Raw genomic sequence first — 12,826 nt, 5'->3', positions numbered from 1 at the left:
CCGCGCCATCGCCTAGCGGAGCATCTGGCGGGCGATGACGAGGCGCTGGATCTCGTTGGTGCCCTCGTAGATCTGGGTGATCTTGGCGTCGCGCATGTAGCGCTCGACGGGGTACTCCTTGACGTAGCCGTAGCCGCCGAGGACCTGGACCGCCTCGACCGTGACCTCCATGGCGCTGTCGCTGGCGAAGAGCTTGGCCATGGAGCTGTACTTGGGTGCCTGGGGGTCCTTGCGGTCGGCCAGGGCGCAGGCCTTGTAGAGCAGCTCGCGCGCGGCGGCGGTCTTGGTCTGCATGACCGCGAGCTTGTCCTGGATGGAGGGCAGCTGGGCGATCGGCTTGCCGAAGGCGATGCGCTCCTTGGCGTACGCGAGCGCGTAGTCGATGGCGCCCTGCGCGATGCCGACCGCCTGCGCGGCGGCACCCAGACGGGTGTGCTCCAGGGTCCCCAGCGCGACGCCCAGGCCGCGGCCGACCTCGCCGATGACGTTCTCCTGGGGGACGCGCACGTCGGTGAACGACGGCTGGCCCGTCGGCGAGCCCTTGATGCCCAGCTTGTGCTCGAGCTGGCCGGGGTCGAAGCCCTCGCGGTCCTTCTCGACCACGAACGCGGTGATCCGGTTGGCCTCGCGGTCGGTCTTGGCGAACACGACGTAGAAGTCCGCGATCCCCGCGTTGGTGATCCAGTTCTTCTGGCCGTTGATCACCCACTCGCCCGTGGCCTCGTCCAGCTCGGCATGGGTGCGCATGGAGGCCGGGTCGCTGCCGGCCTCCGGCTCGCTCAGGGCGAACGCGGGCGACCACTCGCCCGTCGCGCACCGGGGCAGGAAGCGCTCCTTGAGCTCCTGGGAGCCGAAGAGCTGGATCGGCAGCGACCCCAGCTCCTGGACCATCAGGATCAACGCGCAGGAGGCGTCGACCTTGGCGATCTCCTCGACGGCCATCTGCAGCATGAGCGTCCCGGTGCCCATGCCGCCGAACTCCTCGGCGAAGGGCAGCGCCAGGACGTCGTTCTCGGCCAGCAGCTTGCGGACGTCCCAGGGGTACTCGGCGGTCGCGTCGATCTCGGCGGAGCGCGGGGCGATCTGCTCCTGGGCGAGCTGGCGGACCAGGGCGACGAAGTCCTTGTGCTCCTGCGGGACGTCGTAGAGCTCGGCGTAGGCCGGGGTCGTCGCGCTCATCAGGCCGCCACCTTCGCCGGGGCGGTCTCGTACTCGTAGAAGCCGCGGCCGCTCTTGCGGCCGAAGTGGCCGGAGACGACCATGCGCTTGAGCAGTGGGGGCGGGGCGAAGTCGGGGCGCTTGAACTCCTCGTAGAGGGACTGGCCGATGGCGTACATGACGTCCAGGCCGATGAAGTCGGCCAGCTCGAGGGGGCCCATGGGGTGGCCGCAGCCGAGCTTCATGCCCTTGTCGATGTCCTCACGGGAGGCGAAGCCGTCCTCGTACATCCGGATGCCGGACATGAGGTAGGGGACCAGGAGCATGTTGACGATGAAGCCCGAGCGGTCCTTGGTGCGAATCGGCTGCTTGCCGATCTGGTGGGCGAAGGCCTCGGCCTCGCGGAGGACGTCGTCGGAGGTGTCGATGCCGCGCACGACCTCGACGAGCTTCATGACCGGCACCGGGCTGAAGAAGTGCAGACCCACGACGCGGTCGCGCCGCGCGGTCCAGGACGCGACCTCGGCGATCGGGATCGACGACGTGTTGGTGGCCAGGATCCGGGCGTCGGGCAGCGCGCGGTCCAGGCGCTGGAAGAGCTTGCCCTTGACCTTGGGGTCCTCGATGACGGCCTCCATCACGACCTCGGCGCCGGAGAGCTCGTCCAGGTCGGTGGACCACGACAGGCGGCCGAGCAGCTCGCCCGCAGCGCCGTCGTCGAGCTTGCCGGCCTTCACGGCCTTCTCCACGGAGCGATGGACCTTGTCGCGCGAGCGCTCCAGCGGTGGGCGCTCAGGCTCGTGCACCACCACACGACACCCCGCACGGGCCGCGGACTCCGCGATCCCCGAACCCATGAAGCCCGCCCCTACGACGGCGGCTGATCCCACCTGCATGTCCTGTCTCCCTCGTTGCTTGCGGTCGCACGCTCGCAGCAACGCGGGCGTCCGACCATCGGACGTCCGCACAAACGCCCGGGCAGACTTTGCCGTCGTCCGACAAGGTGTCAAGGCCCTGACCGCGAGGTTCCCCCATCCGGGGGGTCACGGTCCCACCAGCGTGGGCCACGGGTCCGTCGCCAGCCGCCGGCGGCCGTCGGGGACCACGTCGCGCCCGCCGTCCGTCCGCTCGCCCCCGGCGAGGGGCCACCCGCAGATGCGGTAGGCCGGCGCGTCCGGTACGGCAGTCCTGCGCATGGCAGCACGGCGGGGCGCCCGTAGCTTCGACGGCGTCCGAACGACCACCGTCCACACAAGGAGCTCACCACATGCCCACCTACCTCATCGAGCGCGAGATCCCCGGCGCCTCCCAGCTGTCCGACGAGGACCTGCGCGGCATCACGCAGACGTCCAACGACGTCGTCGACGGCCTCGAGCGGCCCTACACCTGGCGCCACAGCTACGTCGCCGGCGACAAGGTCTACTGCGTCCACGACGCCGCGTCCGCCGAGGACGTGCTCGAGCACGCCAAGCGCGGCGGCTTCCCGGCGAACCTCGTCGCGGAGGTCACCGCGACCTTCGACAGCACGGGCCCCCGCTCGCTGCCGCGCTGATCGCGGCGTAGCATCGTGGCCGTGTCCGGGGGGACGCTCGTCGGCCGCGAGCTCGAGCAGCGCCAGCTGCGCGACGTGCTCGCCCGCGCCGTCGCGGGCGAGGGCTCGCTCGTCCTGCTGGCCGGTGAGGCCGGTGTCGGCAAGACCCGCCTGGCCACCCACGTCCTGGCCGGCGGCCCCGCGCGCTTCGTGCGCGGGGCCGCCGCGCCGGCGTGCGCGCCCTACGGCCCCGTCACGGCGGCCTTCCGCGAGCACCTGCGCAGCACCCCGCGCGCGCTCGACGACTGCGGCCCGCTGCGCGACCGCCTCGCGCAGCTCCTGCCGGAGCTCGGCCCGGCGACGCCGAGCGAGGACCGCGCGACGCTCGTCGAGGCGATCCGTTGCGGGCTGCAGGCGATCGTCGCCGACCGTCCCGCCGCGATGCTGCTCGACGACCTCCAGTGGTCCGACGAGGCGACGCTCGAGCTGCTCGCCGCGCTCGCGCTGGCCCTGCGCGACCTGCCGCTGCTCGTCGTCGCCGCCTACCGCTCCGACGAGCTGGCCCGCGCGCACCCGCTGCGCCGGCTGCGCCACGACCTGCGCCGCGACCGTGCGCTGCGCGAGGTCGTCCTCGAGCCGCTGGACCGCGACGGGACGGCGGCGCTGCTCGCCGACCTCGCGGGCGACCGGCCGTCCGACGCGCTGGTCGCCACCGTCCACGACCGCACGGGCGGCACGCCGTTCTTCGTCGAGGAGCTCTGGGCGGCGCTCGAGGCCGAACGGCGCGTGCGCCCGACGCCCGAGGGCCTGGCCCTCGACCTCGACCAGGACGTCCCGCTGCCGCGCACGGTGCGCGACGCGGTGCTCGTCCAGGTCGCCGGCCTGTCGCCGGCGGCCCGCGCCGCCGCGGAGGCCGCCGCGGTCGCCGGCCCACGGTTCGACCTCGCGGTCGTCGCCGGGCCGGACGGCGAGGCGGGGCTGGCCGAGCTCCTGGCCACCGGGCTGGTGGTCGAGACCGCGCCGGGCACCGCCGCCTTCCGCCATCCGCTGACGCGCGACGCCCTCTACGAGGACGTCCCGTGGCTGCGCCGCCGCGCGCTGCACCGCCGGCTCGCCGAGGCCCTCGACCGTGACGGCGGCGACCACGCCGAGGTGGCGGCGCACCGCCTCGCGGCGCGTGACACCGCCGGCGGGGTCGACGCCCTCGTGCGCGCCATCGCCGACCGCGTGGCGGTGCACGCCCACCGGGACGCGGCACGGCTCGGCCGCCAGGCCCTCGACCTGTGGCCGGAGGGCGAGCGCGGGCCTGCGCGCATCGCCCTCCTCGAGGGCCACGCCCGCAGCGCCGAGCTGGCGGGCGACCTCGCGGAGGCGGCGCGCGCCCAGCGCGAGGTCGTGAGCGCGCGGCGCGCCGAGGGCGCCGGGCGTGCGCTGGCCGACGCGGAGCGGCGCATGGCGGCGATCTACGCGCTGCAGGGCGATCGCCGGCGTGCGCTCGTCGCCCGCCAGGTGGCGGCCGAGGCCTTCGCGGCCAACGGCCTGCCCGGCGAGGCGGCGGCCGAGCGGCTCGTGATGGCGCAGTACCACCAGTCCTCCGGCACCCACGTCCAGGCCGTCGCGGCGGCCGCGCAGGCACGCGAGGAGGCGGTGCGCGCGGAGCGCCCCGACCTGCAGGCGCGGGCCATGGGGCTCGAGGGCGTCGCCCGCGTCAAGCGCGGCGAGCCCGAGGGTCTGGAGACCGTCCGTGCCGGCCTGTCGCTCGCCCTCGCCCACGGGCTGACGCCGGTCGCCGCCGAGGTCTACCAGCGCCTGGGCACCGCGCACGAGATCGCGGGGGACTACCCGGGCGCGCGCGACGCGCTCGACACCGCTCTGGGCCTGTGCGACGCCGACTCGGCCCTCGGCGAGGTGTGTCGCGCCTGCATGGCCTACGTGCTGCGCGAGCTCGGCGACTGGGACGAGGTCGACACGCTCTGCCGCACGCTCATCGCGCCGGACGCCGGGCCGCAGGACACGCTCGTGGCCGACGGCGTCCTCGGCGCTGTGCTGGCCTGGCGCGGCGACCCGGGCGCGGCGGTGCCGCTGCTGACCCGGTGCCTCGAGACCGCCACCCAGATCGACGTCGTCTCCATGCAGTGCGACAGCCTCGCGGCGCTCGCCGGGGTCGCCGCGCGCGAGGGCGATCGAGGCCGGGCCGTCGAGCACTGCCGGGCCCTGCTCGGGCGCTGGGGCCGCAGCGAGGACCACCACTACGCCGTCTGGGGCCTGCGCTGGGCGGCCGGGTGGCTGGCGGGGGAGGGCGAGCTCGCGCTCGCGCGTGGGTGCACCGAGGCGCTCTCGGCGATCGCCACGTCCGCCGGGCACCCCGACGCCCTCGCCGCGCTGGCCTTCGCGCTCGCCGAGCTGGCCCTCGCCGAGGACGACGTCGAGGGCGCCGTCGCGCAGTTCGACCGCGTCGTCGAGCTCCACGCCGGCCTCCAGATCCCGTTCGAGCGCGCGCAGGTGCTCGTGCGCGCCGCCGCAGCGGCGGCGGCCGCCGGGCAGGACGACGTCGCCCTCGAGCGCCTCGCCGACGCCCACGCCCTCGCCCGCGACCTCGGTGCGCGCCCGCTCGCCGAGGACGTGGTCGCCGCGGTCGGCGCCCTCGACGCCTCGCTCGAGGACGTCGTCGGCCGCCGCGCCGCCGCCGAGCACGAGACCGCCGGCCTCTCCCCGCGCGAGCTGGAGGTCCTGCGCCTGGTCGCAGCGGGGCTGACGAACCGCGAGGTCGCCGGCCGCCTCGTCCTGTCCACGCGCACGGTCGACATGCACGTGCGCAACATCCTCACCAAGCTGCGCTGCCGCACCCGCACCGAGGCGGCGACGCGCGCGGGCGAGCTGGGGCTGCTGCTGTCGACGCCGGGCGTGGGCTAGCCCAGCGCCACGAAGCGCCCGTCCTCCTGGACCACCTCGCCGTCGGCGAGCAGCCGCCCGCCCCGCCGCAGGTCGCAGATGAGGTCCCAGTGCAGGGCGGAGACGTTCTTGCCGCCGGTCTCGGGGTACGAGCGGCCGAGCGCGAGGTGGACGGTGCCACCGATCTTCTCGTCGAAGAGGATCGTCCCGATCGGGCGGTCGATGCCGGAGTTCGTGCCGATGCCGAGCTCGCCGAGGAAGCGGGCGCCCTCGTCGGTGGCGATCGCGCGGCGCAGGTACTCCTCGCCGGCCTCCGCGCGGGCGTCGACGACCTCGCCGTCCTTGAAGGTGAGCTCCACGCCGCGGACCTCGACGCCGGCGGGCGACGACGGGATCGTGAAGCGCACGGTGCCGGTGGCGCTGCGCTCGTGCGGGCCGGTGAAGACCTCGCCGCTGGGCATGTTGCGCTTGCCGTCGCTGTTGACCCAGGTGCGGCCCTTCACCCGCAGCTCGAGGTCGGTGCCCTCGGCCTCGAGGCGGATCGTCTCGGCGTCGCGCAGGCGCTCGATCAGCGCGTCCTGGAAGCGGCGCAGCCCGTTCCAGCCGCCCAGCGGGTCGGGGCGGTCGAGGAAGAGCGCGCGCTCGACGAAGCCGGCGAACGCGTCCTCGGCCATGCCGGCCTGCGCGGCGAGCGCGGGCGTCGGCCACAGCGTCGAGCACCAGCGCTTGTCGAGCATCCGCTCGCGGATGCCCTTGCGCGCCCTGGCCGCCCGGTGGATGCGCGCGGGGTCGACGCCGGCGAGCTCGAGCGGGTCCTCGGGCGCCTGGATGCCGACGGTCGCGTCGATGCGCTTGACCTCGGCCAGCGCGATGCGCGGGGCCTCGTCGAGGTGCAGGTCGCGCGCGTGCTCGTACCAGCCGCGCTGCTCGCCGGGCAGCGTGATGCGCAGGACGGGCCAGGCGTCGCGCTCGAGCACCGCGCGCTGGAGCTCCAGCAGCAGCGGCGCGGCGAGCGGCGTCGAGCGGATCAGGACCGTCTGCTCGGGCTTGACCGCCAGGCAGTAGCCGGCGATGAGGTCGGCGAACGCCGCGGGGTCGGGCCTCACGACCGGACCTCCGCGCCGCGCCAGCCTTCGTCGAGCGCGCGCAGGGCGGCCGGCGCGTCGGCGCCCAGCAGCCCGGCGAGCGCCCCGACCAGGCGCTCCTGCGCCTCGGGCCGCGCGCCCTCGCCCATGACGCCCACCCGCCACGCGGCACCCGCGAACGGGCCGAGCCCGCCGCTGACCTCGATGCCGTGGTCGCGCAGCAGCGCCCCACGCACGGCGGCCTCGTCGACGCCGTCGGGGACGCGGACCGCCAGCAGCGGGTGGAGCTGCTCGCCGGCGGGCGCGATCCGCTCGAGGCCGAGCACCTCGAGCGCCCGGCGCAGCGCCTCGTGCGCGACGGCGTGGCGCGCCCACCGCGCCTCGAGGCCCTCCTCCTGCACGACGGCGAGCGCCTCGCGCAGGGCGACGACCATGTTCGTCGGCGCCGTGTGGTGGTAGACCCGCGCGCCGTCGCCCTCGGGCCGCCAGTAGCCGAGGTAGGCGGCGAGGTCGAAGTACCAGGAGCGGCGGCTGAGACGCTCGAGCGCCCGCGGTGCGGCGGTGAACGGCGCGAGGCCGGGCGGCGCGTTGAGGCACTTCTGCGAGCCGGAGAAGGCGGCGTCGACCCCGGCCGCGTCGAGGTCCAGCGGCTGGCCCGCCAGCGAGGTGACGCAGTCCACGAACAACAGCGCGCCGGCCTCGTGGGCCGCGTCGCCCAGGCCGTCCAGCGGCTGGCAGACGCCGGTCGAGGTCTCGCCGTGGACGACGAAGAGCGCGCGGTCGCCGGGGCGCAGCGCGGCGGTGAGCCGCTCGACCGGGATGGCCCGGCCCCACGCGGCCTCGACGACCTCCACCTCGGCGCCCGCGCGCCCGAGCGCGTCGGCCATCCGCGCGCCGAACGCGCCGTGGACGCCGCAGACGACGCGGTCGCCGGGCACGACGAGCGCGTCGACGAGCATCTGCATCCCGCCGCTGCCCGTGGCCGACAGCGGCAGCGTCACGTCGTTGGCCGTCTGGAAGGTCGCGCGCAGCAGGCGGGCGACGTCCTCCATGACCTCGCCGAACCGCGGGTCGAGGTGGCCGAGCGTCGGTCGGGCGAGGGCGTCGAGGACGCGCTGCGGAACCGGCGACGGTCCGGACCCCAGCAACAACCGGCGTTCGCCGGCCGGCGACGTCACCGGCGACGTCACGGGGCCTCCACGTCCGGGAACCAGTCCGCGACGTGCACCCGCAGCGCCTCGCGCACCGCCTTGCGCTCCTCGGCGCCGGCGACGCGGAAGCGCTGGAGCAGCTCCTTCTGGCCCTCCCAGACCACGCCCGCGACGTCCCACCGCACGGCGAGGCGCTCGAAGAGGAACTCGACGCGCCGCTGCCAGAGGTCCTCCGCGTTGGCGGCGGCGTTGCCGGCGAGGCCGGCGTACTGCTCGCGCGTCTTGAGCGTCAGCGCGCCGCGGAGCACGAGCTCGCCGCCGTCGGGCAGCGCGTAGGGCACCTCCGGCGCGGGCGGCATCTCCGCCTGCCCGCGCTTGCGCGACCGCCGGCCCACGCCGATCAGGTCGTCTCGGCCGCGGTGATGAGCTGGCCGCGGACGTCCTCGCTCACCGGCTCGGCGTGGCCGGCCCAGACGATCGAGGGCCCGAGCTCGGCGAGCTTGTGCACCGACGCGCGCGCGGCCTCGCGATCGGGCGTGAACGCCGGATGGGGCACGCGCGGCGGTCCCTTGATCGAGGTCTCGGGGTCGATCGTGTAGATGCAGTCGCTGACGAGCGCCAGGCCGTCGCGCTCGCGCACGATGCCGATCAGCCCCGGCGCGTGGCCCGGGAGGTGGACGACCTTCCAGCCCTCGGCCGGCTCGTCGCCCTCCTCGACGGTCCTGGCCACCTGCACCGGCCCGCCGTCCCAGAACGGCAGCAGCCGCGGGTAGACCTGCCGGCCGACCGCCTTGAGCTTGGAGAAGTCGTAGTCGTCGGCCCAGCCGCCGTCGCCCTCCGCGTGCTCGCGCTCGGCGCTGTGGCACCAGACGTCGGCGCCGAGGGCGGGGGCGACGCCGCGGTGGTCGTGGTGGGCGTGGCCGAGCAGGACCTTCGTCACGCCGCCCAGCGACGCCGCGGCCGCCGCCACCGCGTGGGTCATCTGCTTGATGCCGGCGTCGAAGAGCATCACGCCGTCGCCGTCGCGCACGAGGTAGACGTTCATCGTCCGCGACGGGAAGCCGCCGCGGACGATCCACACGTCCTGGGCGATCTGCTCGACCGGCGCGGCGTGGAAGGCGGCGGCCACGCGCGTGCGCAGGTTGAACGCCCTGGCCAGCCGCGCCTCCTGCTTGGACCCCTGCGCCGGCAGCAGGCCGACCTGCCGCGCCAGGCCCATGCCGTCCAGGAAGGCGTCGTTGGAGTGGATCCGGCCGTCCTTCACGACCAGGACGTCGACGCCCTCGAGGACGATCTTCGCGCCCGTCGGACCGATGCCGTTGAGCTCGCCCCCGGCGAACGTCCCGCGCGCGGTCCAGTGCACCGCCGCGCGGTTGCGCTCCGCGGTGAGCGAGAGGACCTCGAGCTCGGCGTCGGGCAGCGCGTCGAGCATGCCCTGCAGGAACTCGCGGACCCCGTCGGGCGCCGTCGTGTCGACCTGGCCGTGCACGTGCTCCCGGCCTCCGGGCTCCCACAGCGCGACGGCCGCGTCGACGTCGCGCCGGCCGATCGCCTCGAAGTACTGGCGGGCCACGTCGCGCGTCTGGCTCATGGCGGTCGAGTCTATGTTGGGCGGGTGCCTGAGGCTCAGCGCAAGCGCGAGGTCGGACGCGGGGAGCGGGTGCTGCCCGGCGTGTGGCGGCTGCGCCTCCCGCTGCCCTGGCCGGGCGTCCCGCACGGCAACGCCTGGGCGCTGGCCGCCGGCGACGGCATCGTGCTCGTCGACACCGGCATCCACGAGCCCGGGTCGTGGGCGCACCTCGAGCGCGCGCTGGCCCAGTGCAACCTGCGCGTGGAGAACATCCGGCTGCTCGTCTGCACCCACGCGCACTCCGACCACTACGGCGAGGCGAAGACGATCGTCGAGCGGACCGGGTGCGAGCTCTGGATGCACCCGGACTTCGACCACATGCGCAAGATGGCCGACGACCCCGACGAGGCGCTGCGGCGCCGGCTCGAGGTCGCCCGCACGAGCGGGGTGCCCGAGGCGGCGCTGCAGCGCGTGCTCGAGGAGCGGGGCGGCCGGGACGCCGGCGTGGCGGGGATCGTCGAGCCCGACCGCGAGCTGCTGCCGGGCGTCGAGGTCCGCACCGACCTGGGGACGTGGACGGTCCACGAGACGCCGGGCCACGCGCCGTCGCACGTCGTCCTGCACCAGGCCGAGCGGCGGCTGCTGCTCAGCGGCGACCAGGTGCTCGGCCGGGTCTCCCTGTGGTTCGACTACGGCTGGACGCCGGACCCGATGGGGGAGTTCCTGCGCTCGTGCGACGTCGTCGACGGGCTCGACGTGCGCCTCGCGCTGCCGGGCCACGGCCGGACGTTCAGCGACGTCCCCGGCCACACCGACGCGGCGCGCAAGGCGACGCTGGAGATCGTCCGGAAGGTCCGCGAGCAGGTGGCGGGGGGCGAGCCGACGGCCTTCGAGGTCGCCCAGGGCGTCTTCGGCGAGGCGCTCACGCCGCTGACCGGCCACTGGCTCATCGCGCAGACCATGTGCGCGCTGCGCCACCTCGAGGTGCGCGAGGAGGCGGTCCGCATGGCGGGCGCCGACGGCGAGCCCGAGCGCTGGCGCTTGCAACCTTGACACGATCGTGTCAAGGTTCGGCGTGCGATGCGCATCGACGAGCTCCTCGACGCCGGCCGCTCCGGCGAGCCGATCTTCTCCTTCGAGTTCTTCCCGCCCCGCACGCCCGAGGGGGAGGAGAACCTCTACGCCGCCCTGCGCGAGCTGCGCGAGCTCGGCCCCGACTTCGTGTCGGTGACCTACGGCGCCGGCGGCAGCACCCGGGGCAAGACCATCGAGATCGTCACGCGCATCCGCGAGGAGTTCGGCCTGGAGGCGATGGCGCACTTCACCTGCGTCAACGCGACCACGGACGACCTGCGCGCGACGCTCGCCCAGATGCAGGAGGCCGGGATCTCCAACGTCCTGGCGCTGCGCGGCGACCCGCCGCAGGGGCAGGACCGCTGGACGAAGACCGAGGGCGGCCTCGAGTACTCGCGCGAGCTCGTCGAGCTCATCGACCGCGAGTTCGACTTCGCCGTCGGGGCGGCGTGCTTCCCCGAGACGCACCTCGACGCCGTCTCGCCCGAGGCCGACCTCGACTACCTCAAGGCGAAGGCCGACGCGGGCGCGCGGTTCCTCATCACGCAGCTCTTCTTCGACAACGGCGTCTTCCACGACTTCGTGGCGCGGGCGCGCGAGGCGGGGATCGACGTCCCGATCATCCCGGGCGTCATGCCGATCTCCGACTACGCCCAGATCGCGCGCATCACGACGATGTGCGGGGCGACGTGGCCCGAGCACGTCATCGGCGAGCTCGAGGCCCGCAAGGACGACCCGGCCGCGGTCGCGGCCTTCGGCGTCTCCTACGCGGTCATGCAGTGCGCGGACCTGCTCGCGCACGGCGCGCCGGGCATCCACTTCTACACGCTCAACCGCTCGCCCGCGACGCGCGCGATCCTCAGCGCGCTGCGCCTGTGGCGTCCGTGGGACGCGGAGCGCACGGGCCTCGGCGAGGCGCGCAAGCCGCCGGCGCCGGCGGCCTAGCGACCCGCGGCCTCAGTCGTCGAGGACCTCGGGCTCGAGGCCCTCGGCGACCAGCGTGCGGCCGTCGCGCTGGTAGCGGATGTCGACGCTGTCGTCCTGGCGGTAGGTCCCGACGCCCCACGCGCCGAGGAACCACCGCCAGCCGCTGATGTGGTCCTTGCGCAGCTCGCGCTCGAAGAGCAGGACGCCGTCGGCCACCTCGAAGTCGACGCCGGGCTCCTGGCGCACGCCGGAGACGTAGACCTCGAAGGGCGGGCGCACCCCGGCGGGGAGGCGGACTCGGGAGCGCGCCACTACAGCTGCCGGCGCCGGCGGGGGACGACCGCGCCGCTGGGGTCGCGGAAGACGACGCGGGGCGGGCGCACGCGGCGGGAAGCGGGCAGGACGCAGACCCACGCGCCACGGTCGCAGGCGGCGGCGTGCACCGCGCCCGCCTCGTCGTCGACGTCCGCGGCGACCGCGCCGTCGGGCAGCAGGCCCCCGACCACCACGTGGTCGTCGTAGCCCTCGAGCGCGAGGTCGTGGTCGTCGTCGAGCAGCGCGCCGGCGCCGTGCGACGACGAGCTCGTCAGCAGCACGCCGCCCTCGGGGTCGCGCACGACCGCCGCGACGTGCCCGGCCAGCCCGTGCGCCACCGCCACCAGGACCTCGACGTCCTGTGCCACGGCGCGACGCTACCCGATGCGCGCGGACGTGATCGGGTGTGTGGGGTCCCGACGTCAGGCGTCCGCCGCGCCGGCGCGTACCCTGCGCCGCCGTCGTGGCCTCCGAGCTCGCCTACTCCATCCGCCGCTCGTCGCGCGCCCGGCGCGTCGGGGTGCGGGTCGACCCGCGCGACGGCGCGGTCGAGGTCGTCCTGCCCACGTGGGCGCGGGTGCGCGACGCGGAGGCGGCGGTCGTCGAGCTGCGCCCGTGGATCGACCGGCGGCTGGCCGAGGCGGCAGCGGCGCGCGCGCACGTCGAGGCGCGGGGCTCGACGGTGCCCTACCTCGGCACCGCGCTCGAGCTCGTGCCCGAGCACGGGCGCACGCGGGTGCACCGGCGCGGCGACGTCCTGCTCGTGCCGGCGGGCGACGCCCGGGCGGCGCTCGAGCGCTGGTACCGGCGCCAGGCGCGGGCCGAGCTCGTGCCGCGCGTCGACGCGGCGACCGCCGCGCTGGGCGTCTCGTACACGTCGCTGACCGTGCGCGACCAGCGCACGCGCTGGGGCTCGTGCACGTCCAAGGGCGGCCTGTCGTTCAACTGGCGGCTGCTGCTCGCCCCCGAGGCGGTGCTCGACTACGTCGTCTGGCACGAGGCGTGCCACCTCGTGGTGCTCGACCACTCCACGCGCTTCTGGTCGCTGCTCGGATCGCACCTGCCGGGGTACGCCGAGCCGCAGCGATGGCTGCGGCGACACGGCGCGACCCTGGTCCTCTGA

The 12,826-nt window shown here is 75.2% G+C and carries 13 protein-coding genes; 5 read left to right on the top strand and 8 right to left on the bottom strand.

Annotated elements, in window-relative coordinates; genetic code table 11:
* Nucleotides 1-12: 12 nt before the first annotated feature.
* Together JUB12_RS12985 and JUB12_RS12980 are read right to left on the bottom strand one after the other, a co-directional pair.
* Complete coding sequence (locus JUB12_RS12985) at nt 13-1,179, bottom strand: acyl-CoA dehydrogenase family protein (protein ID WP_205695850.1); 1,167 nt, start codon at nt 1,177-1,179, stop codon at nt 13-15.
* Complete coding sequence (locus JUB12_RS12980; protein WP_205695849.1) at nt 1,179-2,054, bottom strand: 3-hydroxybutyryl-CoA dehydrogenase; 876 nt, start codon at nt 2,052-2,054, stop codon at nt 1,179-1,181. The genes JUB12_RS12985 and JUB12_RS12980 overlap by 1 nt, the downstream gene beginning before the upstream one ends.
* Before the next feature lie 371 nt (nt 2,055-2,425).
* Between JUB12_RS12980 and JUB12_RS12975 the strand changes: the two genes are divergently transcribed.
* On the top strand, nt 2,426-2,710 hold the full coding sequence (locus JUB12_RS12975) for a DUF4242 domain-containing protein (RefSeq protein WP_205695848.1): 285 nt from the start codon (nt 2,426-2,428) through the stop codon (nt 2,708-2,710).
* A 21-nt stretch (nt 2,711-2,731) separates the two neighbouring features.
* Nucleotides 2,732-5,602, top strand: coding sequence for a LuxR family transcriptional regulator (locus tag JUB12_RS12970; RefSeq protein WP_205695847.1), 2,871 nt, complete (start codon nt 2,732-2,734; stop codon nt 5,600-5,602).
* On the opposite strand, the gene JUB12_RS12965 is transcribed toward JUB12_RS12970, so the two are convergent.
* The 4 genes from JUB12_RS12965 to JUB12_RS12950 are packed head-to-tail and all read right to left on the bottom strand — an operon-like array spanning nt 5,599 to nt 9,408.
* Complete coding sequence (locus JUB12_RS12965) at nt 5,599-6,687, bottom strand: aminopeptidase (RefSeq protein WP_205695846.1); 1,089 nt, start codon at nt 6,685-6,687, stop codon at nt 5,599-5,601. The two genes, JUB12_RS12970 and JUB12_RS12965, sit on opposite strands and share 4 nt — an antisense overlap.
* Nucleotides 6,684-7,856 carry an alanine--glyoxylate aminotransferase family protein gene (locus tag JUB12_RS12960; RefSeq protein WP_205695845.1) on the bottom strand — a complete coding sequence of 391 codons (1,173 nt, stop codon included), beginning with the start codon at nt 7,854-7,856 and terminating at the stop codon, nt 6,684-6,686. The genes JUB12_RS12965 and JUB12_RS12960 overlap by 4 nt, the downstream gene beginning before the upstream one ends.
* Complete coding sequence (locus tag JUB12_RS12955) at nt 7,853-8,212, bottom strand: hypothetical protein (protein WP_205695844.1); 360 nt, start codon at nt 8,210-8,212, stop codon at nt 7,853-7,855. The genes JUB12_RS12960 and JUB12_RS12955 overlap by 4 nt, the downstream gene beginning before the upstream one ends.
* A gap of 5 nt (nt 8,213-8,217) precedes the next feature.
* Entirely contained in the window at nt 8,218-9,408 is a 1,191-nt protein-coding gene (locus JUB12_RS12950; protein ID WP_205695843.1) for an ester cyclase, read from the bottom strand.
* A gap of 24 nt (nt 9,409-9,432) precedes the next feature.
* On the opposite strand from JUB12_RS12950, the gene JUB12_RS12945 reads away from it, so the two are divergent.
* On the top strand, nt 9,433-10,440 hold the full coding sequence (locus tag JUB12_RS12945) for an MBL fold metallo-hydrolase (RefSeq protein ID WP_205695842.1): 1,008 nt from the start codon (nt 9,433-9,435) through the stop codon (nt 10,438-10,440).
* Nucleotides 10,441-10,467: 27 nt separating this feature from the next.
* A complete protein-coding gene (metF, locus tag JUB12_RS12940) occupies nt 10,468-11,406 on the top strand; it encodes a methylenetetrahydrofolate reductase [NAD(P)H] (RefSeq protein WP_205695841.1) in 939 nt (312 codons plus the stop codon).
* Between the two features lie 12 nt (nt 11,407-11,418).
* Here metF and JUB12_RS12935 read toward each other — a convergent pair whose 3' ends face one another.
* Nucleotides 11,419-11,667, bottom strand: a complete 249-nt coding sequence (locus JUB12_RS12935) for a hypothetical protein (protein ID WP_205695840.1) — start codon at nt 11,665-11,667, stop codon at nt 11,419-11,421.
* A 32-nt stretch (nt 11,668-11,699) separates the two neighbouring features.
* Nucleotides 11,700-12,071 (bottom strand): hypothetical protein, encoded by a 372-nt coding sequence (locus JUB12_RS12930; RefSeq protein ID WP_205695839.1) that lies wholly within the window; start codon nt 12,069-12,071, stop codon nt 11,700-11,702.
* A gap of 95 nt (nt 12,072-12,166) precedes the next feature.
* Here JUB12_RS12930 and JUB12_RS12925 point away from each other — a divergent pair, with 95 nt between their 5' ends.
* A complete protein-coding gene (locus tag JUB12_RS12925) occupies nt 12,167-12,826 on the top strand; it encodes a M48 family metallopeptidase (RefSeq protein ID WP_205695838.1) in 660 nt (219 codons plus the stop codon).

This window comes from Conexibacter sp. SYSU D00693 (assembly GCF_017084525.1).
GTDB lineage: Bacteria > Actinomycetota > Thermoleophilia > Solirubrobacterales > Solirubrobacteraceae > Baekduia.
The sequence above is the reverse complement of the archived record's forward strand: the minus strand, read 5'-3'. Positions and strand labels throughout refer to the sequence as shown.

Bases quoted from the DNA above. Each gene is read 5' to 3' on its own strand.
- JUB12_RS12950 (WP_205695843.1), bottom strand. From the start codon at position 9,408: ATGAGCCAGACGCGCGACGTGGCCCGCCAGTACTTCGAGGCGATCGGC.
- JUB12_RS12980 (WP_205695849.1), bottom strand. From the start codon at position 2,054: ATGCAGGTGGGATCAGCCGCCGTCGTAGGGGCGGGCTTCATGGGTTCG.
- JUB12_RS12985 (WP_205695850.1), bottom strand. From the start codon at position 1,179: ATGAGCGCGACGACCCCGGCCTACGCCGAGCTCTACGACGTCCCGCAG.
- JUB12_RS12975 (WP_205695848.1), top strand. From the start codon at position 2,426: ATGCCCACCTACCTCATCGAGCGCGAGATCCCCGGCGCCTCCCAGCTG.
- metF (WP_205695841.1), top strand. From the start codon at position 10,468: ATGCGCATCGACGAGCTCCTCGACGCCGGCCGCTCCGGCGAGCCGATC.